The following is a 25,850-nucleotide window of genomic DNA, read 5'->3' as shown; positions in this document are numbered from 1 at the left end:
GTCGCGGCCGCGCTCCCGGCCGTTCATGGCATCGCGACCCTTTCTATACACGCGTGAGCGCAGGTTGGCCTGACCATTCAAGCCGGGGTCCGCCATGGTCAGCAAGAAGAAGAGCGCCGATGCGTCGGCAGCGAGCGAGTCGCGTGGAAACGGGGACGAACTCCACCAGGAAGCCGGAGGCTCGCATGCCCCGTTGACGACCAACCAAGGCGTCGCCGTCAGCGACGACCAGAACTCGCTGAAGATCGGTGAGCGCGGCCCCGTGTTGCTGGAGGATTTCATCCTCCGCGAGAAGATCACCCATTTCGACCACGAACGCATCCCGGAGCGCATCGTCCACGCGCGCGGCTCGGCGGCGCATGGGTACTTCGAACTGACGGCCTCGCTGGCCGACTACACCACCGCCCGGGTGCTCACCGAGGTCGGCGAGCGCACGCCCGTGTTCACCCGTTTCTCCACGGTGGCGGGCGGTGCGGGATCGGTGGACACGCCGCGCGACGTGCGCGGCTTCGCGGTGAAGCTGTATACCAAGGAAGGCAACTGGGACCTGGTGGGCAACAACATCCCCGTGTTCTTCATCCAGGATGCGATCAAGTTTCCCGACCTGATCCACGCCGTGAAGATGGAACCCGATCGCGGGTTCCCGCAGGCGGCCAGCGCCCACGACACGTTCTGGGATTTCATTTCCCTCACGCCCGAAGCCTTCCACATGATCATGTGGGCGATGTCCGACCGGGCCATCCCCCGGTCGCTGCGCATGATCGAGGGCTTCGGCATCCACTCGTTCCGCCTGGTGAATGCCAAGGGCAAGAGCACGTTCGTGAAGTTCCATTGGCGGCCCAAGCTGGGCCTGCAATCCACCGTATGGGACGAGGCGGTGAAGCTGGCGGGCGCCGATCCAGACTTCCATCGCCGCGATCTCTTCGAGTCGATCCAGGCGGGCAACTTCCCCGAATGGGAGCTCGGCGTGCAGTTGTTCACTGAGGAACAGGCGGCCAAGTTCCCCTTCGATCACCTGGACGCCACCAAGCTCATCCCCGAGGAGCTGGTTCCCCTGAAGATCGTCGGCCGGATGGTGCTGGACCGTTGGCCCGACAACTTCTTCGCCGAAACCGAGCAGGTGGCGTACTGCCCCTCGCACCTGGTGCCGGGCATCGATTTCAGCAACGACCCGTTGTTGCAGGGGCGGCTGTTCTCCTACCTGGACACCCAGCTGTCCCGCCTGGGCTCGCCCAATTTCCACCAGTTGCCCATCAACGCGCCGAAGTGCCCGTTCGCGAACAACCAGCGCGACGCTCACATGCAGCACCAGGTGCCGAAGGGACGCGTGGCTTATGGCCCGAGTTCGCTGGAGGGCGATACGCCACGCGAGGACCCACGCCGCGGCTTCCGCTCGTTCGCCGCCGAGGAAGCCGGGGCGCGTGGCCGCATTCGTGCGGAAACCTTCGCCGATCACTACAGCCAGGCTAGGCTGTTCTACACCAGCCAGACCGTCTACGAGCAGGCGCACATCGCCTCCGCGCTGGTCTTCGAATTGTCCAAGGTGGAAACGCTGCACGTGCGCCAGGCCGTGGTCGGCCATCTTCGTCATGTTGACGAAGACCTCGCCAAGCGGGTCGCCGACGGCCTGGCGCTGGACAAGCTCCCGCCGGCGCCCAAGGCGAAGGCCGCACTCGTCGAGATGAAGCCGTCCCCGGCGCTGCAGATCATCGGCAAGATGAAGGCCACGCTCGAGGGACGCACGGTCGGCATCCTCATCGACGACGGTTCCGACGCGGCATCGGTCGCGAGCGTCAGGAAGGCGGCGGAGAACGCCGGCGCCACGGTGAAGATCGTGGCACCGAAGGTGGGCGGCGCCCGTCTGTCGGACGGCGGCAAGATGGAGGCCGACGGCCAGTTGGCCGGCACCCCGTCGATCAACTTCGATGCCGTCGCCGTGGTGCTGGGTGCCGAGGGCGCCAAGGCATTGGCCAAGGAAGCCGCCGCCGTCGACTTCGTGCGCGACGCCTTCGGCCACCTCAAGGCCATCGGCCTCGATGCGGGCGGCCGGAGCCTGTTCGAGGCGGCCGGCCTGGAGGCCGACGAAGGCGTGTTCGACCTGGCGAAGCACAAGGCGTTCATCGAGGGTGCGAAGGGACGTTTCTTCGACCGCGAAGCGAAAGTGCGCCTCCTGGCCTGAAGCACTCCCACGGCGAGGGGCCGGTCGAACGGCCGGCCCCTCGCCGTGGGTTACCCGATGCGCGGCGTGAGCAGGTCGGCGAAGCCCACCCGGTGGAGCATCTCGGCTTTGATCCGGTCCATCACGGTGAACACGACGTCCGCGCCGTCCTGGGTCGGATCGACGTGCACCCGGAAGGGACGCTCACCGAAGGGTTTGGCGACGAGATCGACGATGGCGTCGGCCACCAGCTCGGCGCGGGCGCTGTCCGGCACGATCTCGGCGAACGCGGAGTTCACCTGTTCGATGAAGCCGCGGTACGGGCTGTCAGGGGCGTCCTGGTATTCGGCCAGGCGGGCCGTGTCGGCTGGCGGCGCGGTGTGGGCGAAGTGGTTGGTGCCGTTGGTGAAGGCTCCGGGCACGACGATGGAGGTTTCGATGCCCCAGCGTGCGAGTTCCCGGGCGTACTGGATGGCGATGGCGTCCATGGCCGCCTTGGCACCGAAATACGGCGCGAGGTAAGGCGGCGTGCCACCGGTGACCGAGGACGACGAGACCCAGATCACCAACCCTTTTCGTTGCCTGCGCAGCTGGGGAAGGGCGGCGCGGTTGACGCGCTGGGTGCTGAGCACGTTGACGTCGTAGACCTGGGCGTACTGCTCGGGGGTGAAGGCTTCGGCGGGGCCGGACACCATGTGCCCCGCGTTGTGCATCAGCACGTCGATGCGGCCGGCGTCCGCGATGACGGTGGCGACGGCGGCATCGACCGAGTCCTGGTCCTGCACGTCCATCTCGACGGTGCGCAGGTCGACGCCGTGGTCCTTCGCGAAAGTCGCCATCTCGGCGACCACGGTGGCGTTGCGCCCGGTGGTGGCACGCATCGACGCATAGACGGTATGTCCGGCGCGGGCCAGGGCTTCGGCGGTGAGGCGGCCGAAGCCGCTCGATGCGCCGGTGATGAGGATGACGTTGTTGGGGGTCATGGCGGTATCTCCCGATGGGGATGCGTGGGGGAAGGAAAGGCGGGCCGACGTCAGATGATTCCGCCGTTGGCGCGCAGCACCTGGCCGTTCACCCAGCCGCCGTCGGCGCCGGTGAGGAAGGACACGACGGCAGCGATGTCGTCGGGCTGGCCGAGGCGCTCCAGGGGAGCCGCCTTGGCGAGGCGATCGACCACCTCCTGCGGCTTGCCGTCGAGGAAAAGCCGGGTCGCGGTGGGCCCGGGGGCCACGGCGTTCACCGTGATGTTCCGGCCGCGCAGTTCCTTGGCGAGGATGTGGGTCATCGCCTCCACGGCGGCCTTGGTGGCCGCATACACGCCGTAGGTCGGCATGAGCAGGCCTACGAGGCTGCTGCTCAGGTTGATGATCCGGCCACCGTCGCGCAGGCGTCGGGAGGCTTCGCGCAGCGTGTTGAAGGTGCCCTTGAGGTTGACGGCGATGTGGCTGTCGAACAGCGCGTCGCTGCTTTCCGCTAGCGTTTCCAGGTTCATGATGCCGGCGTTGTTCACCAGTACGTCGAGTCCCCCGAACGCGGCTTCGGCGTTGTCGAAGAGGCGGGCGACGGCGGCCGGGTCGGTCACGTCGGCCTGGGCGGTCACGGCGCGGCCGCCGTCCCGTTCGATCTTCCGGGCGAGCGCTTCGGCGTCGTCCGCGCCGCCGGCGAAGTTCAGCAGGACGTTAAAGCCGTCCCTGGCCAGGCGTTCCGCGATCGCGGCGCCGATGCCGCGGGAGGCGCCGGTGACGAGGGCGGTCCGGGCTTGATTCGTGTTCATGGCGTGGTCTCCGATAAGTGCCCTGGGGGGGCGTGGAGACAGTCTGTGCCGGAGGTCGGGATAGATAATCCACCCGGGTTGGGTTTTACTGTTTTGCGCCCACGAACAATGCTCAAGGGAGGGGACATGGATCGGCTCGACGTGATGAAGCTCTTCGTCCGCGTGGTGGAGCGGCGCAGCTTCACCCAGGCGGCGAACGACATGGAGGTGCCGCGTTCCACCTGCACCAAGGTGATTCGCGACCTGGAAATCCGCCTTGGCACGCGCCTGTTGCAGCGAACCACCCGCGTGGTGCGCCCCACGCTGGACGGCGAGGCGTATTACCAGCGTTGCATCGCCATCCTCGACGACGTGGAAGACGCCGACGGCGCCTTTCGCGACCTGGCGCCGAAAGGCCTTCTGCGCGTGGAAGTGCAGGGCACGCTGGCACGTCACTTCCTGGTGCCCGCGTTGCCGTCGTTCTTCGCGCAATACCCCGACATCGAACTGTCGATGAGCGAAAGCGACCGCTGGGTGGATCTCGTGCAGGAGGGCGTGGACTGCGCGCTGCGCTACGGCCGTCCTCGCGACAGCGAACTGGTGGCGCGCAAGGTCGCCGAACTCGACCGCCTCACCGTCGCCACACCGGAATACCTGGAAAAATTCGGCACGCCCGCGACCGTCGATCACCTCGAGGGCCATCGCGTGGTGGGGCTGCGCTCGATCACCAGCGGCTTGGTGACACCGCTGGAATTCCGCGTCAACGGCGAACTGCGCACGGTGACGCTGCCGGGTCCCTTCACGGTTACCGGCACGGAGAGTTACCTCGCCGGCATCCGCCTGGGCCTGGGCATAGCGCAGGTGCCGCGCTTCCACGTCGAGGACGCGTTACGCGAAGGACGTCTGGTGGAGATCCTCAAGGACACGCCGCCGCCGAGCGTGCCCGTCTCGCTGCTCTATTCGCGCGTGCGCCAGCTCTCGCCGCGCGTGCGCGTCTTCCTGGACTGGGCCGCGCGCGAATTCGCCCTGTGCATCCCGTCGATGCGGGAGCACTGAACACCGTGGCGACGCGCATCGTCTGCATGCTCGCCTACGAGGGCGCGCAGTCGCTCGACATCAGCGGGCCGCTCGAAGTGTTCGCTCTGGCCAGCCGACAGGCGCAGGAAGACGGTCTCGCCCAGGCGCCCTTGTATCGCACGCAGGTGCTGACCAGGGACGGCGGCGCGGTGGCCCTGTCTTCCGGCATGCGCTTGTTGCCCGACCATGCGTGCGCGGCGATGCCCCGGGATACCGACACGCTGCTGGTCTGTGGCGGCATGGGCGATGCGGTGGACCGGGCCCGTGACGACGGCGCGCTGGTCGACTGGCTGCGGGGTGCCGCAAGACGGGTACGCCGCATCGCCTCGGTGTGCAGCGGTGCCCTGTTGCTGGCGGAAACCGGCGTGCTCGACGGATGCGAAGCCACCACGCACTGGAGCGACGTGCGTGAATTGCGCGAGCGCTATCGCGCGGTCAGGGTGGTGCCCGATGCCATCTATACGCGTACGGGCGAGGTCTGGACCTCGGCCGGCATTACGACCGGCATGGACCTCGCGCTGGCCATGGTCACGGCCGACCACGGCGCGGCGCTGGCGTTGAAGGTCGCGCGGCGCATGGTGATGGCGAGCAAGCGCTCGGGCGGGCAGAGCCAGATCAGCGCGGAACTGGCCGCCCTCGACCTGCCCGACCAGCTCCATGAACTCGCGAACTGGATTCGTGAAAACCTGCGCTCACGCCTCGACGCCGACCTGCTCGCGGAGCGCCTGCACATGAGCACGCGCCAGTTCGGCCGTCGCTTCGGCGCGGCCTTCGGAACCACGCCGCAGAAATACATCGAGGGTTTACGCGTGGAACAGGCCAAGCCCCTGCTGGAAAGCACGCGCAAGGACGTCAAGCGCGTGGCCGCCGAGTGCGGGTTTCCCTCCGCCGAAGCCATGCGCCGGGCGTTCGTGCGTCACCTGGGCATGGCGCCTAGCGACTATCGGCAGCGTCTGTCCGGCGAATGACGATGTCCGTCGCGGCGGCCACGATGTCCGCATGCGAGGGATGCCGTTCGCTACCGTGTCGATCGCATTCCATCTTGGGGAGATCTTCGATGCGTTCGACCGTGTTGCGTTTCGTCGCGATCGTGCTGGCGCTTTTCGCCGGCGCCGCCTTCGCCGCCCATGAACCGATGAACGAGCCCGTGGTGCGGGTGGGCATCGTGTTGTTCGACGGCGTGCAGATCATCGATTTTTCCGGACCGTACGAGGTATTCGGCACGGCCGGGTTCGGCGTGGTCACGCTCTCGCCCGACGGCAAGCCGGTGAAGACGGCCATGGGCCTCACCGTGACGCCCGACGCGAGCTTCGCCGGTGCACCACCCTTCGACGTGCTGCTGGTGCCCGGCGGTGACGTCGCCGACGCGCAGAAGGATCCGCGCATACTCGACTTCATCCGCAAGCGTGCGGGGTCGTCGCGCTACACGATGTCGGTGTGTACCGGCGCCTTCATCCTCGGCTCGAGCGGCCTGCTCGATGGCCTCAAAGCCACCACGTTCACGCCGCGGATCGACGGGCTCGCCGCGGCGTTCCCGAAGATCGACGTCGTTCGCGACGTGCGTTGGGCCGACAACGGCAAGATCATCACCTCGGCGGGCCTGTCCTCGGGCATCGATGCGGCGTTGCACCTCGTGGCGCGCCTGCGCGGCACGGAATACGCGCGCACCACGGCGATGCGCCTGGAATACGACTGGAAGCCCGAGGGTGGCTTCGTTCGCTCGCGCATGGCCGACCGGTATACGCCGCAGAAGCTGTATGCACAGGTCGAGTTTCCCAAGGACATGAAGAGCGAGGACATCTATACGTATGGCGACGAACACCATTGGCGCAGCCGCTTCCGGGTGACCTCGGCGACACCGGCCCCGGCGCTGGTCGAGCGGATCGCGGCGGGCATCGAGCGTTTCGGCGGCTGGACGCGGCAGGGAAAGGATGCGCGTTGGACGAGCCGACAGGAAGGCCACGACGTGACGCTGAGCATCGCCACGGCCCCTGGGAAAATGGCTGGAACGTTCGAGATGGAAGTGGATATCGACGTGGGGGCCTAAGGCACGGCCGGAGAACCCGGCTCTGGGCTCCTGCGCGCGCAGGAGCGACGTGAGATTTCTTGTGCGCGGCGGTGAATCTTTTAGCCGGTCGTTCCTGCGCACGCTGGAACCCAGAGCCCCAGTCTCCATTCAAGCCCCAGACCGCAATACTTGCAAACTAAAATGACGACCATAATAATTGATAATACGACCGTCATTTCACCGGTAACCCCGTGTCCGCCATCGCCGAAACCACCGCCCCGTCCGCGCGCAAAAAGCGGCTGAAGCCCGTCATCGCCGCCGCCGTCATCCTCGCGGTACTGACTTATGCGGCCTGGTGGTGGGCGAACGCCCGCTTCGTCGAAGACACCGACGATGCCTACGTGGGCGGCGACATCACCGTGATCGGCTCGAAGGTGGCCGGTTACGTGAGCGACGTGGTCGTGGTTGACAACCAGGCCGTGCACCGTGGCGACCTCCTGGTGAAGCTCGACGATCGCGACTATCGCGCGGCCCTCGATAAGGCCCTGGCCGCCGTGGCAGCGCAGGACGCCGCGTTGCGCAACCTCGACGCCACGGAAAACCTCCAGCGCAGCGTGATCGACCAGGCGCTGGCCGGCGTCAGCGGCGCGCGGGCGGAAGCGACCCGGTCGAAGCTCGACGACGAACGCTTCCGCCAACTGGTGGGGCGGGGCGCGGTGTCGGTGGAGAGCGCGCAGCGCGCCCAGGCCGACTTCCAGACCGCCCGGGCCACCACGGCGAAGGCGACCGCGGCGGTCAGCGAGGCGCGCCGCCGGCTCGACGTGATCGACACCGAGCGGCACCAGGTGGAAGCCGCGCTGGCCCAGGCGCGGGCCGAGGCCGAACAGGCCAGGCTCAATCTTTCCTATACCGAACTGCGCGCACCGGTGGACGGCGTGGTCGGCAACCGCAAGGCGCGCGTCGGCAGCTACGTCACCGCGGGCAGCCAGATGCTGGTGGTGGTTCCCGCCCGGGGCCTATGGGTGGACGCGAACTTCAAGGAAGACCAGCTCGCCCGCATGCGCGTGGGACAGGCGGTGGACATCCGTGCCGACGTGATGCCCGACAAGGTCTTCCATGGGCACCTGGCCAGCCTCGCTCCGGCCACCGGCGCGCAGTTCAGCATCCTCCCGCCGGAGAACGCCACGGGCAATTTCACCAAAATCGTGCAGCGCGTGCCCGTGCGCGTGACGCTGGACGGCAACGATGGCGACCTGGGTATCCTGCGCCCCGGCCTCTCGGTGACGACGCGGATCGATACGCGCGCGCCATGAGCCCCGTCGCACACCTGTCGCCAGCGCAGAAGGTGTTCGCCTTCGCCACGATGTGCCTGGGCATGTTCATCGCATTGCTCGATATCCAGATCGTCTCGGCGTCGCTGCGTGACATCGGCGGCGGACTGTCGGCGGGTGCGGACGACACCGCATGGGTGCAGACCAGCTACCTCATCGCCGAGATCGTGGTCATTCCGCTGTCGGGCTGGCTGAGCCGGGTGTTTTCGACGCGCTGGCTGTTCGCGGCATCCGCGGCGGGCTTCACGCTCACCAGTTTGCTGTGCGGCATCGCCTGGGACATCCAGAGCATGATCGCGTTTCGTGCCGCGCAGGGTTTCCTCGGTGGCTCGATGATCCCCCTGGTGTTCACCACGGCGTTCGTCTTTTTCGAAGGCAAGCAGCGCGTGGTCGCGGCCGCCACCATCGGCGCATTGGCTTCGCTGGCGCCGACGTTGGGGCCGACCCTGGGCGGCTGGATCACCGACAACTATTCGTGGCACTGGCTGTTCTTCATCAACTTGCTGCCCGGCGCGTTCGTCACGGTGGCGGTGCCGATGTTCGTGAAGATCGACCAGCCCGATCTTTCGTTATTGCGCGTGGGCGATTGGCCGGGCATCGCGCTGATCGCCACCAGCCTGGCCTGCCTGGAATACACGCTGGAAGAAGGGCCGCGCTGGAACTGGATGGACGACGCCGTCATCCGCGCCACGGCGTGGATCGGCGCGATCTCGGGCGTGCTGTTCGTATGGCGCGCGCTCACCGCGGAGCATCCGATCGTCGACCTGCGTGCCTTGCGTGACCGCAACTTCGCGCTCGGTTGCTTCTTCTCGTTCGTGACGGGTATCGGACTGTTCGCGACGATCTACCTCACGCCGTTGTTCCTGGGACGCGTGGAAGGCTACAGCGCCCTGCAGATCGGCCAGGCCGTGTTCTCGACGGGCGTGTTCCAGATCCTCACCATCCCCGTGTACGCGATGCTGGCCAACCGCGTCGACCTGCGCTGGATCCTGATGATCGGACTGGCGATGTTCACCGCGTCGATGTTCGAGTTCACGCCGATCACGCACGACTGGAGCGCGCGCGAACTGCTCTTTCCGCAGGCGTTGCGCGGCATGGCCCAGCAACTTTCCGTGCCGCCCATCGTGACGCTGACGCTCGGCGGCCTACCCCCCGCGCGATTGCGCCAGGCCTCGGGCCTGTTCAACCTCATGCGCAACCTCGGCGGCGCGATCGGCATCGCCGCCTGCGCCACCCTGCTCAACGACCGCACCAACCTCCATTTCCAGCGCATGGCGGAGCACCTGAACGCCACCAACGAGGCGATGAACGGGTTTTTCGCCACGATTCCCGATGCGCAGCAGGGGCTCGCGCGACTGTGGCAACTGACCTATCGCGAGGCGCAGACGCTGACCTACAGCGACGCGTTCCACGTGATGATGCTTTGTTTCGCGGCGGCGACGGTACTCGTGCCCCTGATGCGGCGCGTGCAGCCGCCGAAGGCGCCGTCGGCGGATGCGCATTGAGAGCCGCACCACCGTTTCGCGAAAACCGGTTGTCCGGCGCAGGCCGGCGCCCACGGCGATACGCGCGGCTTTCGCCCGACGGTTGCCCGTCGAAAGATGGCGGCTCCTGGGTTAGCATCGACGTTCCACGATGGGAGGGAAAGATCGATGCGGCTTCGTACGATGCTCGGGTGCGCCCTGCTGGCGCTGACGACGGCAGGCGCGGTACAGGCGGGAAATCCGGTTTTCCCCGGCTGGTACGCCGACCCCGAAGCGGCCATCTTCGAAAACCAGTACTGGATCTACCCCACCACGTCGTTGCGCTACAGCGAGCAGCAGGGTTTCGACGCGTTCTCGTCGCCCGACCTCGTACACTGGACGAAACACGCCAAGGTGCTCGACATCAAGGCGATCTCGTGGGCGAAGAAGGCGCTCTGGGCGCCGGCGCTGGTGAACAAGGACGGCAAGTACTATTTCTTCTTCGCCGCCAACGACATCCAGAGCGACAAGGAACTCGGCGGCATCGGCGTGGCCGTGGCCGACAAGCCCGACGGCCCGTTCAAGGACCTTCTCGGGAAGCCGTTGATCGGCGCGTTCCACAACGGCGCGCAGCCGATCGACCAGTTCGTGTTCCACGACGACGACGGCACCTGGTACATGATCTACGGCGGCTGGAAGCACGCCAATATCGTGCGGTTGAAGCCGGATTTCACCGGCGTGGAGCCCATGGCCGACGGCACCGTGTACAAGGAGATCACGCCGGAGAAGTACGTCGAAGGGCCGCTGATGTTCAAGCGGAACGGCCATTACTACCTCATGTGGTCCGAAGGCGGCTGGACGGGCCCGGATTATTCCGTGGCCTATGCCATCGCCGACAAGCCCACCGGGCCGTTCAAGCGCATCGGCAAGATCCTCCAGCAGGATCCGGCCATCGCCACCGGTGCCGGCCACCATTCGTTGTTCCACGTGGTCGACGACGACAGCTGGTATATCGTCTACCACCGCCATCCGCTCGGCGACACCGACGGCAATCACCGCCAGGTGGCGATCGACCGGATGGTCTTCGACAAGGACGGGAAGATCCTGCCGGTGAAGATGACCAACGAGGGCGTTCCCGCGCGTCGGTTGCGCTGACGCACGGGAACGCCGGTCGGCTTATGACTGCGTGTCGTCGACGATCTCCACGTCGGGGAAGGCGCGGCGCACGCACTGCACGTAGTCGCCGTCCTTCAGCGCCGAATGCGCGGTCTGGTAGGTGACGAGCTTGCAGCCCGGTTCCTGGGTCCAGTTGTTTTCCCAGTAGATCGGCAGGGCGCCCGCGCCGTTCTCGGCGAACTCCTTCATGCCGCGGCAGCCGAGCTTCTCGTTCGGCTCCAGCGGCACGCCGAGCTTGGCCGCGAAAGCGCGGTAGTAGGTGATGCGGTTGGCCGACGCGGCGTGCTCGGGACCGGTGCCGCCGCATTCGACGCCGCCGTTCATGATCATGGTGGTGACGCCGAAGCCCGGCGAGCGACCGTCGGCCAGGTCGGCGGCATTCGGCTGCCAGGTGCCGTCGATCACGTGGAGCATCGAAGGCTTGGGCGGCTGCGGATAGGTATAGAAGAAGCTCGCGCTGGCCAGGTTGAGCCAGGTGTCCGCCACGCGCTCGGGCGAATCCAGCAGCAGGTGCACGTCACCGTACATGGCCTCGGAGAACGGGCCGTAATTGAAGTGGTACGACAGCTGCTTCGCGCCGCGACCGAAGTAGCTCTTGTAGCGCCCGTCGGGCCAGGTGCCGCACGGCCAGGCTTCGGTGCTCCAGCCGTTGGCGCCGCATTCGCCGTTATAGCCGCTCTTGGTCTCGTCGAAGCCCATCTCGCGCACGTGCATGAGGCCCTGGCGGTATTCCTCCTGTTCACGCCACGACTCGTGGCCGCCGGTTTCCTGGGCGAAGTGGGCGAACATCGTCGCGAGCGTCTTGCGGCAGATGGCGTCGGCGTCGCGGCCGTCGTCGTAGTCGGCACACATCGACGGGAACTTGGCCACTGCCTGGAGGAAGCCGTGATAGGTGTACTCGGGCTGGCGCAACGGGAACAGGTAATCGAACGTGGCCTCGTCGACGATCGACTCCACGCGGCGCACGTTGGCCGGGTTTTGCGGGCGGCCGGGATTCACCGCTTCCACCGTGGCGTTGTCGAGCGTGCGGATGGAGCGGCGCACCGACTGCATGAGCGGACTGGCGGTCAGCGCGGCCTCGTCGGCGAGCAATCGGCTCAGCAGCACCTCGCGCGGCTCGCCGGGCGTACCGGGCTCGCCCGGATTCCCGGGGCCGGGTTCGCCCGGCGGCGGGGACACCGGCTCGCCCGGGCAACCGGTGGGCGTGCCCGTGGCGACGCGTTCCCACGAGGTATCCCATGGGTTGGGTGCGGTATCGACGTGGTCGGGCGTATGGCCCGGCGGGGTCCACCACTTGGCGCGGTAGGTCTGGTTTTTCCAGTTCACCACGCAGTTTTCGACGTAGATTTGAGAAGAATCGTAGTCGAGGGCGGCGGCGAGAGGGGAGATCAAAGCCGAAGCGACGGCGAGAGCCGCGCAGAGGGCGCGGCGGCGGGGAAGGGGCGTCATGACGGCATCCTTGGCTCGTATGGATGGGGAAGGTGCTTGCCACAAGGGGCAAGAGTCACGCTATCAGCGGACACCTTCGCTCGACATGGAAGCTTTCTGAAAATCCTTTGCGAATAAGCTCATAGAGCAGGCGAACGGCGCCGGAGCGCGCGGGGGACGCTTGATGAGGCTCGACATTTCAATCCGCAAGGAGGCGTTAGAATGGTTGCCGGTGGAACCATCCCGGGGAGTTAGCAACATGCGTTATGAGAAAGGCCACAAGGAGCAGACCCGACAGCGGATCGTCGAGGCGGCCTCCGAGCGGTTTCGTGCCGACGGTATCGATGCCGTCGGCGTGGTCAGCCTGATGAACGACGTCGGGCTCACCCAGGGAGGGTTCTACAACCACTTCGGTTCGAAGGAAGATCTCGTCCGCGAATGCGTGGCCACCGGTTCGAGCGCTTCGGTGCAGAAGATGTCGTCGAAGGTGGCGGCGTCCCGCGGCGAACCCTGGCGCGCGCTGGTCGGCGCCTATCTTTCGGCGGAGCACCGCGACCATCCGGAAACCGGTTGCGTTGCCGCCACGCTGTCCGGCGAGATGGCGCGGCGCCCTGACAGCACGCGCGAAGCGTTCACCGACGGCTACACCGAAATGGTCGAGCTCATCATGTCCACGTTGCCCGACACCGTGCGCGGCAAGCGCCGCCGCACGCTGGCGATGACGGTGTTCGCTTCGTTGGTGGGCAGCATGTCGCTGGCCCGCGCGGTGGCCGACCCGGGCCTGTCCGACGACATCCTCTCGCTGGGACGACAGGCGGCCCTGGAGCTCATCGACGCGGGCTGATCCGAACGGATCGCTCCCACCCCTGCGGTCGGTGGTGCTTTCGGGTATCAGCGCGCCGGCACCGGCGGCTTGCCCATGGCCGCCGTCTTCTCCGCGATCTTCGCCCGGATGGCCGGCAGGGCGGCCAGCGCGGCGCGCTCGCCTTCGAGGATCGCCACGTTTTTCTGGTCGAAGTCGGTCGGCCCGATCTGGCCCACCTTCGGGCGGATCACCACGTCGGCGCGAGAAAGCTCCTGCTCGGCCAGCTTGCGTCCCATGATGGTGATCGACTGGCCGACGATGCCCACCATGCTGCCGGGATTGCTGCCGTCGGGACGCGCGGAGATGTCCACCGCGATGACGATGTCGGCGCCGAGCTGGCGCGCGGCGTCCACCGGCACCGGACTTACCACGCCGCCGTCGACGAAATGCCTGCCGTTGATTTCCACCGGCTCGAACACGCCGGGAATGCTGCTCGACGCGCGCACGGCCTGGCCCGCGTTGCCACGGATGAAGACGGCGCGCTCACCGTTTTCCAGTTGCGTGGCGACGGCGGCGAAGGGTTTGGCCAGCTTTTCGATCGGCCGCTGGCCGAGCAGCCGGTTCACGTAATCCTGCAGTTTCTGGCCCTGCACCAGGCCGCCGGAGAAGAAACGCACGTCGCGGATGCTGCCTTCGTCGAGGGCGAAGGCCTGTTCCTGGAGACGGAAGGCATCCATGCCGCTCGCATAGAGCGCACCCACCACGCTGCCCGCGCTGGTGCCCGAGACCACGTCGGGATGGATGCCGCTGGCCTCGAGCATCTTGATGACACCGATGTGCGCGAAACCCTTGGCCGCGCCGCCGCCCAATGCCAGGCCGATGCGAGGTTTGGCGGCGAGTACGGGCACGGCGGTATCAAGCCGCGTATCGGCCTTGTGGCCTCCGCAACCGGCGAGCAGGACGGCGAGGAAGGGTACGAGCCAGGAACGGACGCTGCGCGGGGTCATGGGAGGGGCGAATGGGAAGGCGGGTGGATGATCGGGCCGCGAGGCGGCGCCCGGCGGGCGTAAAGGTGGCGGAACACGGGCGGTATGCATCGCCGATACGACCGGCCTCCCGTGGCAAGGTCCGAATGACCTGCCTACCGAAGGGGTGGGAGCCGATCGTATCGGCGAATCCCGCGGAGCGATCAGCCCCGGGTTCCGTCGGCTTCCAGGTGATACCGCGTGGCGATCTCCACCTCGTTCTTCGACCCCAGGAACACCGGCACGCGCTGGTGCAGGCCCGTGGGCTGGATGTCCATGATGCGCTCGCGGCCCGTGGTGGCGGCGCCGCCCGCCTGCTCGACGATGAAGGCCATGGGATTGGCTTCGTACATCAGGCGCAGCTTGCCGGTGGCGCCCTTGCCGGTGATCTTGGCGTCCAGCGGATAGAAGAACACGCCGCCGCGGGTGATGATGCGATGCACGTCGGCCACCATCGAGGCGACCCAGCGCATGTTGAAGTCGCGTCCGCGCGGGCCCTCGGTGCCGGCCAGCAGTTCGCCCACGTAGCGTTGCATCGGGGCTTCCCAGTGGCGCTGGTTCGACATGTTGATGGCGAACTCGCCCGTGTCGGCGGGAATGGTGATGTCGCGCTTGGTGAGGATGAAGCTGCCGATCTCGCGGTCGAGGGTGAACTCGCTCACGCCGTGGCCGAAGGTCAGCACCAGCAGGGTGCTCGGGCCGTACACCACGTAACCGGCCGCCACCTGCTCGGTGCCCGGCTGGAGGAAGTCGGCGGTGGTGGCTTCGGTCACGCCGTCGGGGCAGCGCAGCACGGAGAAGATGGTGCCCACCGACACGTTCACGTCGATGTTCGACGAACCGTCGAGCGGATCGAACAGCAACAGGTGGTGGCCCTTCGGGTAAGCGTCGGGAATCGGCTGCGGATCTTCCATTTCCTCCGACGCGCAGGCGGCCAGGTGGCCGCCCCAGGCGTTGGCCTCGAGCAGGATCTCGTTGGAGATCACGTCGAGCTTCTTCTGCGCCTCGCCCTGCACGTTGTCCGACCCGGCATTGCCCAGCACGCCGCCGAGGGCGCCCTTGCCGGTGGCCACCGAGATGCGCTTGCAGGCGCGGGCCACCACTTCGATCAGCAGGCTCAGCTCGCTGGTGATGCGGTCGGCGCGCTTGGCTTCGATCAGGAACTGGATCAATGAAATCGATTTCGTCATCGGGACGGGCTCTGGCGCGAAAACGTCCATTGTAGGGGCTGCTGACAGCACGTTGTCAGTAGCCCCCGCCCATGATCGCCCTACCGAGCCACCGGGAGGGGACCCGCATGTATCGCTTCCTTGAACGACTTGCCGACCTGTACGCGCCGCTGTCCCGCTGCGGCCTGCTGACGGACGGACCCGTGCCGTGGGACCGGCTCCGCGCCACCATCGACGAACCCCAGAGGGAGAAAGCCATGAACAGCCAGCGCATCGTTTTCCATCACGCGCCGCACAGCCGCTCCACCAGCACCTTGATGCTTCTGGAAGAGCTGGGTGCGCAGTACGACATGCACCTGCTCAATCTTTCCGCGGGCGAGAGCCGGCGCCCGGCTTTCCTGAAGGTCAACCCGATGGGCAAGGTGCCGGCCATCGTGCACCTGGGCAGCCTGGTGACCGAACGCACGGCGATCTTCAGCTACCTGGCCGACCTGTTTCCCGAAGCCGGATTGGCGCCGGGGCTGTCCGACCGGCTGCGCGGCCCCTACCTGCGCTGGTTGGCCTTCTACGGCAGCTGCTTCGAGCCGGCGGTGATGGACCGCCACCTCAAGCATGCGCCCGCGCCCCTGGCGTATTGCCCCTACGGCGATTTCGACACCGTGCTGGACATGGTCCGCACGCAGCTCGCCACGGGGCCGTGGCTGCTCGGCGAACGCTTCACGGCGGCGGACATCCTCTGGGGCAATGCGCTCGAGTGGACGATGGGCACGGGCCTGATGCCCCGCGAAGACGTCTTCGAGAGCTACGTGGCCCGCCTGTCGGCTCGCCCGGCCATCCGCCGCGCCGCCGACCAGGACGCGGCCCTGGCCCGCGCGCAGAACCGCGCGGCGGCGTGAGGACGTGGCCATGGGCGTCCGTGACCTTCATCGCTTCCCGCGCGCCGCGCGGAAAGCGATGATGCGCCGATGCGCCGCGCCGATCGCCTGTTCCTCATCATCAACGCCCTGCGCGGGCGGCGCACGGCCTTGCCCGCGCGGCAACTGGCCGACATGCTCGAGGTCTCCCCACGCACCGTCTATCGCGACGTGGCCGACCTCCAGCTCTCCGGCGTGCCCATCGAGGGCGAGGCTGGCGTCGGCTACATGCTGCGCAAGGGCTCGGACATCCCTCCGCTGATGTTTTCCGCCGACGAACTCGAAGCCCTCGTGGCCGGTACGCGTTTCGTTCGCTCCTTCGCCGGCGAACGGCTGGCGCGCGAGGCACAGTCGGCACTCATCAAGATCGAGGCGGTGCTGCCACCCGAGCTGCGCGAGCGCTCGGCCAAGTCGAAGATCTTCGCGCCCATCTGGCGCGATCCCGAACAGAACCGCATCGCCGCGATGCTCGACTGCCTGCACGAGGCGGTGCTGGGGCGGCGCGTGCTGTGCCTTGAGTACCGGGACGTCGAAGGCCGCGCGAGCACGCGCGAGGTGGAACCGTTGTGCCTGTCGTTCTGGGGCGGCTCGTGGACGTTGGGCGCCTGGTGCCGGCATCGGCAGGCGTTCCGCAACTTCCGGCCGGATCGGGTGGAGAGCTGCAGGGAGTCGGGCGAGACGTTCGCGGATCTGCCGGGGCGCGATCTACAGGCGTACCTGGATACGATGCGCGTTTACTACGCCGGGTTGGAGTGATGTCGCGGTCGTGATTCGCCGATGCGATCGGCTCCCACCCCTTCGGTGGCAAGGTTTCGATAGCCCTGCTACCGAAGGGGTGGGAGCCGATCGTATCGGCGAAGGCCGCGCGACATGACCCATGGCGGTGGAGCGGCATCATGGCCGGTGCGATCATCGGGCCTTTCCCCGTCACCGGAACCCCCATGTCCCCCTGGCTCCGCACCCTCGCCTTCGCCGGCCTCGTCGCCGGCACCGCCCATGCCTCCACCGCCGACGACGCCTTCAAGTCGATCTACGAGAAGGAGTGGGCCTGGCGCAACGGCCAGGCGGGCATCCTCACCTCCGGTGAAGCGCAGCCGGGCGGCGGCCGCCTGGACACAGTCGACGCGGCGAGCCAGGACAAGCGCCTGGTCTACTGGAACGACGTGCTGGCGCAGCTCGACCGCATCGATCCGAAGGCGTTGAGCGATGGCGAGCGCATCAACTTCGCCATCTATCGCGAGCAGATCCGCAACCTCGCCGCCGCGCAGACGTTCAAGCAGTGGCAGATGCCGTTCAACAGCGACTCGGCGTTCTGGTCCGACGTGGGCTACGTGTTGCAGGGCGACAACCTGCGCACGGTGCAGGATTACCGCAATTACATCGCGCACCTGAAGCAGGTGCCTGCCTGGATGGACCAGGAAATCGCCAACATGCGCCTTGGCCTCGCGCGTGGTTTCACGGTACCGCGCGCCGTGCTCGATGGTCGCGACGCTTCCATCGCCGCCGTGGCCGGGCTGAAAAAGCCCGAGGACAGCGCGCTCTACCGGCCCTTCGCCACGCTGCCGAAGACGATGCCCGCCGCCGACGCCGATGCACTGCGTGCGGAAGCCCGCCAGGCCATCGCCGAAGGCGTGATCCCCGCCTACGCGAAGCTCCTGGCTTTCTTCCGCGACGAGTACGTGCCGAAGGCGCGGCCGACCCTGGCCGCCGAATCGCTGCCCGACGGCAAGGACTACTACCGCCAGCAGATCCGCGAGTACACCACGCTCGACCTCTCGCCCGATGAGATCCATGCCATCGGCCTGCGCGAGGTGGCGAAGATCCACGCGCAGATGCTGGATACGATGAAGGAAACCGGTTTCAAGGGCGATTTCCCCGCGTTCCTGCAGTTCCTGCGAACCGACCCGCAGTTCTATGCGAAGACGCCCGACGAACTGCTGATGCGCACCGCCTGGGTCGCCAAGCAGGTGGACGGGAAGCTCGGTAACTACTTCGGCCTGCTGCCGCGCCAGCGCTTCGCCATCGAGCCGGTGCCGGCCGACATCGCGCCGTATTACACCTCCGGCCGCGGCGGCGCCGACACGTATCTGGTGAACACCTACGACCTGCCGTCGCGTCCGCTGTTCAACATGCCCGCGCTCACGCTGCACGAGTCGATGCCGGGCCATGCGCTGCAACTGGCCTTGTCGGCCGAACAGCAGGGCCTGCCGCCGTTTCGTCGCGATGGCTACATTTCCGCCTACGGCGAGGGTTGGGCGCTGTATTCGGAATACCTCGGCAACGAGATGGGCATCTACCACACGCCGTACGAGCGCTTCGGCTATCTCACCTACCAGATGTGGCGCGCCTGCCGCCTCGTGGTCGACACGGGCATCCACCACAAGGGCTGGACGCGCCAACAGGCCATCGACTACCTCACCCGGAACACGGCGCTCAGCCAGCGCGAGATCGCCAACGAGGTGGATCGCTACATCAGCTGGCCGGGGCAGGCGCTGTCGTACGAACTGGGTTACCTGAAGATCCTCGAGCTGCGCGAACGCGCGGAGAAGGCATTGGGCGGCAAGTTCGACCTGCGCGCGTTCCACGACACGATCCTCGCCCTGGGCTCGGTGCCGTTGCCGGTGCTGGAGGAGCGCATCGATGCCTGGATCGCCTCGCGGAAATGAAGTCATCGCAGTGGGCTTGGCAGCGGTAGCGCAAACACTCCACCAATGGTGTAAACTTCATCACAACTCCACAGGTGAAGCCGAAGATGCGCCCCGCCATCCATGCCGAACCGCTCCACGCCGCCGACCTCGGCGGCCCGGCCCTCAGGGCCTTCTTCGCGCTGGCCGAGCACTGGAAGCTCAAGGCCGCCGAGCAGCGCACCCTCCTGGGCGATCCGCCCGAATCCACCTACTTCAAGTGGAAGAAACAGCAGGACGGCACCCTCTCGCGCGACGCCATCGAACGCATCAGCTACCTGCTCGGCATCTGGAAAGACCTGCAGATCCTCTTTCCCGATCCCGCCCAGGCCGACGCCTGGGTGCGCAAGCCCAACCAGGCGGCCCTGTTCGGCGGACGCTCCGCGCTCGATCGCATGCTCTCGGGGAACGTGGCCGACCTCTACGTCGTGCGGCAATACCTCGACGCCCAGCGCGGTTGGAACGGATGAGCGCGCTGCCGCCGCAGCGGCGAATCCGCTGGGCCCAGGCCTACCGCATCGTTCCCAGCCGTTTCCCGCCGGTGGGATTGTTCGACCGCATCGCCGATCCGGCGGACATCGACGCGGTGATGGCCGTCGAATCCCTCACCAACCCGCGCCTGCGCGACGAAATGGGCGCGCTCAGCCTCGTGCCGCCGGCACGGCGCGTGTCGGGCCCGGGCACCACGCCGATCATGGCCGCGTTCGCCCACATCCCGCCCGAAGGCAGCCGTTTCTCCGACGGTCACTGGGGCGTGTTCTACGCGGCCCACAGCATCCCCACCGCCATCGAGGAGACGGTATTCCATCGCGAGGCCTTCCTGGCCGCGACGAAGGAGCCGCCCACCGACGTGCAGGTGCGTTGCTACAAGACCGCCGTCAGCGCCAGGCTGCACGACATCCGTGGCGGCTGGGGCGCCGAACACGATCCGGATTCGTACGCCGCCAGCGTGCGGCTGGCGCGCAGTCTCCGCGACGACGGCTCCAACGGCATCGTCTACGACAGCGCGCGGCATCCCGGCGGCGAATGCGTGGCGGCGTTCTATCCCGACGTGGTGGCGCCCTGCGTGCAGGCCGAGCACTTCATCTATCGCTGGAACGGCAAGCGTATCGAGGCGGTGCTCAAGGTCACCGCGGTGGAGCGTGGTTTGCCCCCGAAAGCCTGAGGAGGTACGGTCGGACGGATGAAACGTCCGATCTTCGCCCTCGCTCTTCTCGGCCTCGCTTTCGGCGCCGCCGCCCGCGACAACGATCACGCCCGCTGGGAATCCGACATCCAGGCCTTCGAGGCCACCGACAAGGCCAGCCCGCCCCCGGAGCACGCCGTGCTCTTCGTGGGCAGCTCGTCGATCCGCATGTGGACCTCGCTGGCCACCGACTTTCCGACCTACCGCACGATCAATCGCGGTTTCGGCGGCTCGGACATGGACGACGCCACCGCCTTCGCCGACCGCATCGTGAAGCCTTACCACCCGGTCGCGATCGTGGTCTATGCCGGTGACAACGACCTGGAAGGCGGCGACAGCCCGGAGAAGGTGCGCGACGACTTCACCGCCTTCGTGGCCAAGGTGCGCAAGGACGAACCCGACGTGCCGATCGCCTTCATCTCGATCAAGCCGAGCGTGGCCCGTGCGAACCTGCTGTCCCAGGTCGCCGAAGCCAACCGATTGATCCGCGACTGGTCGATGCACCAGAAAGGCGTGGCCTTCCTCGACGTCGCGCCCGCCATGCTCGATAAGAACGGTCAGCCCAGGCCGGAATTGTTCATCGAGGACGGCCTGCACATGAACCCGAAAGGCTACGCGCTATGGGTCGCCCAGGTGCGCCCGTGGCTGGCCGACCACGCGACGGGCGCCGAAGTTAAACAGACCCCAAACGCGGCCACCCGGTGATACGGGAACTTCACGGCTCCGCCCTTATCTAAGTATTCGATCGCCGAGAGGCGACCTGTTGGCAAACAGGCCGAACCATTCGCCTGATTGTCCCGGGTCCCGTCATTTCCCCTGATGACCTGGACCCGACGCGACCCCGGCAGCTCCTCCCCTGGCTGCCGGGGTTTTATTTTGCCTGCGATATATGCCGTCCACCTGCCGAAGGGCTACGGGTGGGCGAGGACCCTGTCCGCGAACCCTCCGCCTGTCGTGCATACGAATGAGGCCATGCAGTGATCGGGCGAGCGGTCGAAAACCGCCCGGATCACTGCATGGCCTCATTCGCGATAGCCACTGCCCTTCGGTAGATGGCCCGGATAAACCCCGTCAGATCGGCTTGATCGACGTATCGAACGCCCGCCAATGCCCGTCGTTGCCCTCGATGTTCAGGACCACCCGCGCCGGCCTGCGTCCGGACTCGATGCGCTGCCCTTCGGCAAGCGCGCACGCCAGCGCGTCGTCGCGCGAGCAGAATTCACCGAATTCGGTCTCGTTCTTCTGCAGCAACCACAGACCCGGACCGACGGAAGCGAAAGGAATATCGAAAACGACCACGATGCATCCACCCTGATTTCAACAACGTGGGTGCATCGTAGAGGGACGTTCGTTAGGCCGCCGTTGAGCTTTAGTTGTCCGCGCCGGCGGCGAAGCCTTCGCGGGTGCCGGCCTGGAACACCTTGTCGCCCGGGAGCACGTCCGCGGCCGCCACCGGCACGCCACCGGCCAGCCTGGCGTAGATGGGCGTGAAATCGGGCCGGGTGGCGTCGAACAGCTGCTGGAAATCGTCGATCACGAAGTAGGTCTGCTGGAAGGTGTCGATGCGGTACTTGGTATTCATCACCCGCTCCAGGTCGAACCCGATGCGGTTGGGCGCCTTCGAATCGATGGAGTAGATCGACTCGCCTTTCGAGCTGACGATGCCGGCGCCGTAGATGCGCAGGCCCGCGTCGGTGCGGATCAGGCCGAACTCCACCGTGTACCAGTACAGGCGCGTGAGGTTCATCAGCGCGTCCGGGCCGATGGCGTGGGCCTTCATGCCGCCCTTGCCGTAAGCCTGCATGTAATCGGCGAACACCGGGTTGAGCAGCAACGGCACGTGGCCGAAGAGGTCGTGGAACAGGTCCGGCTCGGAGAGGTAGTCCAGCTGCTCGGGCTTGCGAATCCACCAGCTCACCGGAAAGCGACGGTTGGCCAGGTGGTCGAAGAACACCTCGTCGGGCAACAGGCCTTCCACGGCCACGATGGTCCAGCCGGTAGCCTTGCCCAGCACCTCGTTGAGGTCGTCGAAGCGCGGGATGCCGCCCTCGCCCATGCCGAAGGTATCCAGGCCGTCGAGAAACTCCTGGCAGGCATAGGCCGGCAGCAGCTCGCGCTGGCGACGGTACAGGGTGTCCCAGACCTCATGGTCGGTCTTCGTGTAGCTCGCCCATGGCTGCTCGACGGTGCCCGTCGCGTAGACGGGCACGTATCCGCGGTCGGTCTGCTGGTGTTCGACGCGGCGGGGGGTGTCCATGGCGGGCCTCCTGGGTGCGGTGGGATGGGTCGAACAACAGCTTAGCCAGAATCGCGCACAACAGGCTTGTTTTGTTGCATGGAAGCTCGCCATCTGTGCAATGATCAGGCAATCAGGACCGAAAAGAAGACAGAATCATGCAAGCCAGCCTCGACCGCACCGACCTGCGCATCCTTGCCGTGCTCCAGGCCAACGGTCGGATCACCAACGCCGACCTCGCCACCGAGGTGAACCTTTCCCCCTCGGCCTGCCTGCGCCGGGTACAGAAGCTGGAAGCCGATGGCGTGATCGCCGGTTACGGGGCGCGTCTGGAACCGCGGGCCCTGGGGTTGGGCCTCCAGGCCTTCGTGCGCGTGCAACTGAGCCACCATGAATCGCCCGCCATCGACGCCTTCACCGACCGGGTCTCCGCCTGGGAGGAGGTCGTGGCCTGCTATGCGCTCACCGGCGACATGGACTACCTGTTGCAGGTCTACGTGGCCGACCTCGACGGATTCTCGCGTTTCCTGCTCGATCGCCTGCTCAATGCCTCGGGCGTGGCCGACGTGAATACCAGCTTCGTGCTGCGCACCGTCAAGGCTTCCACGGCCCTGCCGCTGGGCTCCGCCACCGCATAAAGCCCCGTAAGCGCCCGATAGACAAAAACAATCGGTGTTTCCCCTAGCGGGCGAGGTCGCCCATCGTTAATCTTGTCCGCTCGATGGAAGCCGCCACCGCCAACCTGACCCCTCGCGACCGCCTGCGTCCCCTGCGTTACGTCTGGCGGGTGCCCTTGCTCGTGCTCCACGTTCTGTTCGGCATCCTGATCTGCGCCCTGATCCTGAGTTGGGCGGGCGGGGTGATGAAGAACGGCCGCGAGCCGCTGGCCCATCGCACCATCCGCATGTGGTCGACAATGCTGCTGCGCATCTTCGGTTTCCGCAGCCGCCGATTCGGCACGCCGCTGCCCGACCCGGTGCTGTTCGTGGCCAACCACACCTCCTGGCTCGACATCGAATTGCTGCACTCCCAGCGCGCCGCCTGCTTCGTGGCCAAGGCGGAAATCGCCAATTGGCCGCTGGTGGGCTGGATGGCCTCGCGCGGCGGCACGATCTTCCACCGTCGCGGCAACAACCACTCGCTCGCCTCGGTGATGGCGGTGATGGTGCAACGCCTGCGCGAAGGCCGCTCGGTGGCCGTGTTCCCCGAGGGCGGCACCGGCCACAACGGGGTGCTGCGCGTGTTCCATGCACGCATCTTCCAGGCGGCGCTCGACGCCGACGTGCCCGTGCAGCCGGTGGCCCTGCGCTTCGCTCGCCACGGCCGCCGCATCGTCGACGCGGGTTTTCGCGAGGGCGAGAGCTTCATGGGCAACTTCCTCCGCCTGCTCGGCGAGGCCCCGCTCGATGTCGAGGTGCATTTCCTCGAGCCGGTGGCGATGTCGCCCGACGGCCGTCGCCGCATGGCCGAAGCCTCGCGTGAGCGCATCGCCGCCGCGCTGGAAGACGGCGCCGTCGTATGAGCCTGCCGAAAGGCTCCGATTTCGTTCCTCCCTGGCCCCTGCGCAGCGGCCATGTCCAGACGATGCTCTCATCCAGCGGCGTGCGCCGTCGGCTGCTGCCCAAGCGCGCCCACAAGGTGCAGGAGAACGCCCACGAAGTGCTCATCGACGTGGGCCAGGGCGATCGCCTGAGCGGGCGCTACACGGCGCAGACCACCGGCGCCGAATCACGCGGCCTGGCCATCCTCTTCCATGGCTGGGAAGGCAGCGTCGATTCCACCTACGTGCTGCAGACCGGCAGCCGTCTGCTCGAAGACGGCTGGGACGTTTTCCGGCTCAACTTCCGTGACCACGGTGACAGCCACGGGCTCAACGAAGCGCTGTTCCATTCGTGCCGCATCGACGAGGTGGTGATCGCGCTGGGCGAGATATCGCGCATGTTCCCGTCGCGCGCGGTGGGTATCGCCGGGTTTTCGCTCGGGGGCAATTTCGCGTTGCGTGCCGCCATGATGGCGCCCTCGCAGGATATCGCCATCGACTACGTGATGGCGGTATGCCCCATCATCGACCCCAGCGAGGGCCTGTTCTCCCTGGAAAGCTCGGCGCCGTGGTTCTATCGCACGTACTTCATGCAGAAGTGGCGCCGTTCGTTGCGCATGAAGCAGCAGGCGTTTCCGCAGCAGACCTATTTCGAACTGGACGAACTCAACCAGAACATGCGCGACCTCACGCGCTCGCTGGTGCTGCGCCACACCGATTTCGGTTCGCTCGAAGCCTATCTCGACGGTTATTCGGTAGCGGGGGATCGCTTGATGGGCCTGCACGTTCCCGCCACCATCCTCACCTCGCGCGACGATCCCGTGATCCCCGTCGCCGCCTTCGACCAGTTGCGCCTGCCTCCCAACGTGGAGCTGGACATCACGAAATACGGCGGCCACTGCGGGTTCATCCGCGACTTCAGCATGACCAGCTTCACCGACGACTACATCGCTGCCCGCTTCGACGCGATACGGCGCTGACCTGGCTTTCGCGAACGGCGGGCTAACCTGAGTCTTCGATGCATCGCGCTGTCGGCGACGGGATCGCTGAAAGAAGCAGAGGCCGTTTCGCCGATGCCTGCGGGTCGGACGACGAGAACGGCGCCATCCATCGACTCTCCTCCACGAAGCAAGAAGGACATCCCCATGCGCCTCAAGAGCGACAGCATCGAACACGGCAAGCCGATCCCCGCGAACAACGCCTTCATGGAAATCGGCGGCGAGCGCATCAAGCCCGCCGGCAACGCCACTCCCCATTTGGCCTGGACCGAAGTGCCCGCCGCGGCGAAGTCCTTCGCGATCGCGGTGATCGACACCGACGTGCCGTCGAAGCCCGACAACGTCAACGTCGAAGGCCGCGAGGTGCCCCGCGACCTGCCGCGCGTGGAATTCGTGCACTGGCTCATGGCCAACATCCCGGTCGAATGCCGTGAGCTGGCCGAGGGCGCCTGCGGCGAAGGCATCGTGCCGCGTGGCAAGGGCAACGGAAAGCTGAAGGACGACCTGGTCGGGCCGCCGGGCACGGTGCAAGGCCTCAACGACTACACCGGCTGGTTCAAGGGCGACACGGACATGGAAGGCCACTACCACGGCTACGACGGCCCGTGCCCCCCGTGGAACGACACGATCGCCCACCACTACCACTTTCACGTCTATGCGCTGGACGTGGAAACGGTGGCGCTGGAAAACGGCTTTACGCTGGCCGAATTCCGTGAAGTCATCAAGGGTCACGTCATCGACGAGGCCGTGCTCACGGGCACCTATTCGCTCAACCCGAAAGTGAAGGCGTGACGGCGTCGTGAAGCGCTTGCTGAACGCCGCGCCGCCGGCGTTCAGCACGTTCACGCGGCATGCGCGCCGCGCGGGATTTAAATGATCCCGCGTACTAACGACGGAGA

Annotated in this window: 25 protein-coding genes; 18 read left to right on the top strand and 7 right to left on the bottom strand. The window is 66.6% G+C overall.

Annotated elements, in window-relative coordinates:
* The first annotated feature begins 94 nt into the window (after window positions 1-94).
* Complete coding sequence (locus tag JNG39_RS11570; protein ID WP_368311530.1) at window positions 95-2,179, top strand: catalase; 2,085 nt, start codon at window positions 95-97, stop codon at window positions 2,177-2,179.
* A gap of 50 nt (window positions 2,180-2,229) precedes the next feature.
* Here the strand turns inward: JNG39_RS11570 and JNG39_RS11565 are convergent, their stop codons facing one another.
* Both JNG39_RS11565 and JNG39_RS11560 read right to left on the bottom strand, forming a co-directional pair.
* On the bottom strand, window positions 2,230-3,141 hold the full coding sequence (locus JNG39_RS11565; protein WP_368311529.1) for an SDR family oxidoreductase: 912 nt from the start codon (window positions 3,139-3,141) through the stop codon (window positions 2,230-2,232).
* A gap of 50 nt (window positions 3,142-3,191) precedes the next feature.
* Window positions 3,192-3,932, bottom strand: coding sequence for an SDR family oxidoreductase (locus tag JNG39_RS11560; RefSeq protein WP_368311528.1), 741 nt, complete (start codon window positions 3,930-3,932; stop codon window positions 3,192-3,194).
* 126 nt (window positions 3,933-4,058) lie between these two features.
* Here JNG39_RS11560 and JNG39_RS11555 point away from each other — a divergent pair, with 126 nt between their 5' ends.
* From JNG39_RS11555 to JNG39_RS11530, 6 genes are all read left to right on the top strand, one after another.
* Window positions 4,059-4,967 carry a LysR substrate-binding domain-containing protein gene (locus tag JNG39_RS11555; RefSeq protein ID WP_368311527.1) on the top strand — a complete coding sequence of 303 codons (909 nt, stop codon included), beginning with the start codon at window positions 4,059-4,061 and terminating at the stop codon, window positions 4,965-4,967.
* Window positions 4,940-5,956, top strand: a complete 1,017-nt coding sequence (locus JNG39_RS11550) for a GlxA family transcriptional regulator (RefSeq protein ID WP_368311526.1) — start codon at window positions 4,940-4,942, stop codon at window positions 5,954-5,956. Before JNG39_RS11555 ends, JNG39_RS11550 begins: the two co-directional genes overlap by 28 nt.
* A gap of 89 nt (window positions 5,957-6,045) precedes the next feature.
* Window positions 6,046-7,035 (top strand): DJ-1/PfpI family protein, encoded by a 990-nt coding sequence (locus tag JNG39_RS11545; protein WP_368311525.1) that lies wholly within the window; start codon window positions 6,046-6,048, stop codon window positions 7,033-7,035.
* Between the two features lie 212 nt (window positions 7,036-7,247).
* Window positions 7,248-8,309 carry an efflux RND transporter periplasmic adaptor subunit gene (locus JNG39_RS11540; RefSeq protein WP_368311524.1) on the top strand — a complete coding sequence of 354 codons (1,062 nt, stop codon included), beginning with the start codon at window positions 7,248-7,250 and terminating at the stop codon, window positions 8,307-8,309.
* Window positions 8,306-9,832, top strand: coding sequence for a DHA2 family efflux MFS transporter permease subunit (locus JNG39_RS11535; protein ID WP_368311523.1), 1,527 nt, complete (start codon window positions 8,306-8,308; stop codon window positions 9,830-9,832). Before JNG39_RS11540 ends, JNG39_RS11535 begins: the two co-directional genes overlap by 4 nt.
* Window positions 9,833-9,979: 147 nt before the next feature.
* Window positions 9,980-10,945, top strand: coding sequence for a glycoside hydrolase family 43 protein (locus JNG39_RS11530; protein WP_368311522.1), 966 nt, complete (start codon window positions 9,980-9,982; stop codon window positions 10,943-10,945).
* Between the two features lie 21 nt (window positions 10,946-10,966).
* Here JNG39_RS11530 and JNG39_RS11525 read toward each other — a convergent pair whose 3' ends face one another.
* Window positions 10,967-12,415 (bottom strand): glycoside hydrolase family 19 protein, encoded by a 1,449-nt coding sequence (locus JNG39_RS11525; RefSeq protein WP_368311521.1) that lies wholly within the window; start codon window positions 12,413-12,415, stop codon window positions 10,967-10,969.
* Between the two features lie 238 nt (window positions 12,416-12,653).
* Between JNG39_RS11525 and JNG39_RS11520 the strand changes: the two genes are divergently transcribed.
* A complete protein-coding gene (locus JNG39_RS11520; protein WP_368311520.1) occupies window positions 12,654-13,238 on the top strand; it encodes a TetR/AcrR family transcriptional regulator in 585 nt (194 codons plus the stop codon).
* 47 nt (window positions 13,239-13,285) lie between these two features.
* On the opposite strand, the gene JNG39_RS11515 is transcribed toward JNG39_RS11520, so the two are convergent.
* Both JNG39_RS11515 and JNG39_RS11510 read right to left on the bottom strand, forming a co-directional pair.
* On the bottom strand, window positions 13,286-14,206 hold the full coding sequence (locus tag JNG39_RS11515) for a patatin-like phospholipase family protein (protein ID WP_368311519.1): 921 nt from the start codon (window positions 14,204-14,206) through the stop codon (window positions 13,286-13,288).
* 182 nt (window positions 14,207-14,388) lie between these two features.
* Window positions 14,389-15,414 (bottom strand): class 1 fructose-bisphosphatase, encoded by a 1,026-nt coding sequence (locus tag JNG39_RS11510; RefSeq protein ID WP_368311518.1) that lies wholly within the window; start codon window positions 15,412-15,414, stop codon window positions 14,389-14,391.
* Between the two features lie 107 nt (window positions 15,415-15,521).
* On the opposite strand from JNG39_RS11510, the gene JNG39_RS11505 reads away from it, so the two are divergent.
* The 6 genes from JNG39_RS11505 to JNG39_RS11480 all read left to right on the top strand — a co-directional run bounded on the left by JNG39_RS11505 (window position 15,522) and on the right by JNG39_RS11480 (window position 20,882).
* On the top strand, window positions 15,522-16,289 hold the full coding sequence (locus JNG39_RS11505; RefSeq protein WP_368311517.1) for a glutathione S-transferase family protein: 768 nt from the start codon (window positions 15,522-15,524) through the stop codon (window positions 16,287-16,289).
* A 69-nt stretch (window positions 16,290-16,358) separates the two neighbouring features.
* Window positions 16,359-17,063, top strand: a complete 705-nt coding sequence (locus tag JNG39_RS11500; RefSeq protein ID WP_368311516.1) for a helix-turn-helix transcriptional regulator — start codon at window positions 16,359-16,361, stop codon at window positions 17,061-17,063.
* A 185-nt stretch (window positions 17,064-17,248) separates the two neighbouring features.
* Window positions 17,249-18,973, top strand: coding sequence for a DUF885 family protein (locus JNG39_RS11495; RefSeq protein WP_368311515.1), 1,725 nt, complete (start codon window positions 17,249-17,251; stop codon window positions 18,971-18,973).
* 86 nt (window positions 18,974-19,059) lie between these two features.
* On the top strand, window positions 19,060-19,461 hold the full coding sequence (locus tag JNG39_RS11490; protein ID WP_368311514.1) for an antitoxin Xre/MbcA/ParS toxin-binding domain-containing protein: 402 nt from the start codon (window positions 19,060-19,062) through the stop codon (window positions 19,459-19,461).
* Window positions 19,458-20,156 (top strand): RES family NAD+ phosphorylase, encoded by a 699-nt coding sequence (locus JNG39_RS11485; protein WP_368311513.1) that lies wholly within the window; start codon window positions 19,458-19,460, stop codon window positions 20,154-20,156. Before JNG39_RS11490 ends, JNG39_RS11485 begins: the two co-directional genes overlap by 4 nt.
* Before the next feature lie 18 nt (window positions 20,157-20,174).
* Window positions 20,175-20,882, top strand: coding sequence for an SGNH/GDSL hydrolase family protein (locus JNG39_RS11480; RefSeq protein ID WP_368311512.1), 708 nt, complete (start codon window positions 20,175-20,177; stop codon window positions 20,880-20,882).
* Between the two features lie 366 nt (window positions 20,883-21,248).
* Here the strand turns inward: JNG39_RS11480 and JNG39_RS11475 are convergent, their stop codons facing one another.
* Complete coding sequence (locus JNG39_RS11475; protein ID WP_368311511.1) at window positions 21,249-21,476, bottom strand: hypothetical protein; 228 nt, start codon at window positions 21,474-21,476, stop codon at window positions 21,249-21,251.
* 70 nt (window positions 21,477-21,546) lie between these two features.
* A complete protein-coding gene (phhA, locus tag JNG39_RS11470; protein ID WP_368311510.1) occupies window positions 21,547-22,434 on the bottom strand; it encodes a phenylalanine 4-monooxygenase in 888 nt (295 codons plus the stop codon).
* 137 nt (window positions 22,435-22,571) lie between these two features.
* Between phhA and JNG39_RS11465 the strand changes: the two genes are divergently transcribed.
* The 4 genes from JNG39_RS11465 (at window position 22,572) to JNG39_RS11450 (ending at window position 25,743) form a co-directional block, all read left to right on the top strand.
* On the top strand, window positions 22,572-23,051 hold the full coding sequence (locus JNG39_RS11465) for an Lrp/AsnC family transcriptional regulator (protein WP_368311509.1): 480 nt from the start codon (window positions 22,572-22,574) through the stop codon (window positions 23,049-23,051).
* Between the two features lie 83 nt (window positions 23,052-23,134).
* Entirely contained in the window at window positions 23,135-23,935 is an 801-nt protein-coding gene (locus JNG39_RS11460; RefSeq protein ID WP_368311508.1) for a lysophospholipid acyltransferase family protein, read from the top strand.
* Window positions 23,932-24,933 (top strand): YheT family hydrolase, encoded by a 1,002-nt coding sequence (locus JNG39_RS11455; RefSeq protein ID WP_368311507.1) that lies wholly within the window; start codon window positions 23,932-23,934, stop codon window positions 24,931-24,933. Before JNG39_RS11460 ends, JNG39_RS11455 begins: the two co-directional genes overlap by 4 nt.
* Window positions 24,934-25,098: 165 nt before the next feature.
* Window positions 25,099-25,743: a YbhB/YbcL family Raf kinase inhibitor-like protein gene (locus tag JNG39_RS11450; protein WP_368311506.1), complete on the top strand. Its 645-nt coding sequence runs from the start codon at window positions 25,099-25,101 to the stop codon at window positions 25,741-25,743.
* Window positions 25,744-25,850: the final 107 nt, after the last annotated feature.

This window comes from Luteibacter sp. CQ10 (genome assembly GCF_040900725.1).
GTDB lineage: Bacteria > Pseudomonadota > Gammaproteobacteria > Xanthomonadales > Rhodanobacteraceae > Luteibacter.
The sequence above is the reverse complement of the archived record's forward strand: the minus strand, read 5'-3'. Positions and strand labels throughout refer to the sequence as shown.

What these genes read in the sequence shown, in the direction of transcription:
- JNG39_RS11570 (WP_368311530.1), top strand. Translation starts at nt 95, where the DNA reads ATGGTCAGCAAGAAGAAGAGCGCCGATGCGTCGGCAGCGAGCGAGTCG.
- JNG39_RS11565 (WP_368311529.1), bottom strand. Translation starts at nt 3,141, where the DNA reads ATGACCCCCAACAACGTCATCCTCATCACCGGCGCATCGAGCGGCTTC.
- JNG39_RS11560 (WP_368311528.1), bottom strand. Translation starts at nt 3,932, where the DNA reads ATGAACACGAATCAAGCCCGGACCGCCCTCGTCACCGGCGCCTCCCGC.
- JNG39_RS11555 (WP_368311527.1), top strand. Translation starts at nt 4,059, where the DNA reads ATGGATCGGCTCGACGTGATGAAGCTCTTCGTCCGCGTGGTGGAGCGG.
- JNG39_RS11545 (WP_368311525.1), top strand. Translation starts at nt 6,046, where the DNA reads ATGCGTTCGACCGTGTTGCGTTTCGTCGCGATCGTGCTGGCGCTTTTC.
- JNG39_RS11535 (WP_368311523.1), top strand. Translation starts at nt 8,306, where the DNA reads ATGAGCCCCGTCGCACACCTGTCGCCAGCGCAGAAGGTGTTCGCCTTC.
- JNG39_RS11530 (WP_368311522.1), top strand. Translation starts at nt 9,980, where the DNA reads ATGCGGCTTCGTACGATGCTCGGGTGCGCCCTGCTGGCGCTGACGACG.
- JNG39_RS11525 (WP_368311521.1), bottom strand. Translation starts at nt 12,415, where the DNA reads ATGACGCCCCTTCCCCGCCGCCGCGCCCTCTGCGCGGCTCTCGCCGTC.
- JNG39_RS11520 (WP_368311520.1), top strand. Translation starts at nt 12,654, where the DNA reads ATGCGTTATGAGAAAGGCCACAAGGAGCAGACCCGACAGCGGATCGTC.
- JNG39_RS11515 (WP_368311519.1), bottom strand. Translation starts at nt 14,206, where the DNA reads ATGACCCCGCGCAGCGTCCGTTCCTGGCTCGTACCCTTCCTCGCCGTC.
- JNG39_RS11510 (WP_368311518.1), bottom strand. Translation starts at nt 15,414, where the DNA reads ATGACGAAATCGATTTCATTGATCCAGTTCCTGATCGAAGCCAAGCGC.
- JNG39_RS11505 (WP_368311517.1), top strand. Translation starts at nt 15,522, where the DNA reads ATGTATCGCTTCCTTGAACGACTTGCCGACCTGTACGCGCCGCTGTCC.
- JNG39_RS11500 (WP_368311516.1), top strand. Translation starts at nt 16,359, where the DNA reads ATGCGCCGCGCCGATCGCCTGTTCCTCATCATCAACGCCCTGCGCGGG.
- JNG39_RS11495 (WP_368311515.1), top strand. Translation starts at nt 17,249, where the DNA reads ATGTCCCCCTGGCTCCGCACCCTCGCCTTCGCCGGCCTCGTCGCCGGC.
- JNG39_RS11490 (WP_368311514.1), top strand. Translation starts at nt 19,060, where the DNA reads ATGCGCCCCGCCATCCATGCCGAACCGCTCCACGCCGCCGACCTCGGC.
- JNG39_RS11485 (WP_368311513.1), top strand. Translation starts at nt 19,458, where the DNA reads ATGAGCGCGCTGCCGCCGCAGCGGCGAATCCGCTGGGCCCAGGCCTAC.
- JNG39_RS11480 (WP_368311512.1), top strand. Translation starts at nt 20,175, where the DNA reads ATGAAACGTCCGATCTTCGCCCTCGCTCTTCTCGGCCTCGCTTTCGGC.
- phhA (WP_368311510.1), bottom strand. Translation starts at nt 22,434, where the DNA reads ATGGACACCCCCCGCCGCGTCGAACACCAGCAGACCGACCGCGGATAC.
- JNG39_RS11465 (WP_368311509.1), top strand. Translation starts at nt 22,572, where the DNA reads ATGCAAGCCAGCCTCGACCGCACCGACCTGCGCATCCTTGCCGTGCTC.
- JNG39_RS11460 (WP_368311508.1), top strand. Translation starts at nt 23,135, where the DNA reads ATGGAAGCCGCCACCGCCAACCTGACCCCTCGCGACCGCCTGCGTCCC.
- JNG39_RS11455 (WP_368311507.1), top strand. Translation starts at nt 23,932, where the DNA reads ATGAGCCTGCCGAAAGGCTCCGATTTCGTTCCTCCCTGGCCCCTGCGC.
- JNG39_RS11450 (WP_368311506.1), top strand. Translation starts at nt 25,099, where the DNA reads ATGCGCCTCAAGAGCGACAGCATCGAACACGGCAAGCCGATCCCCGCG.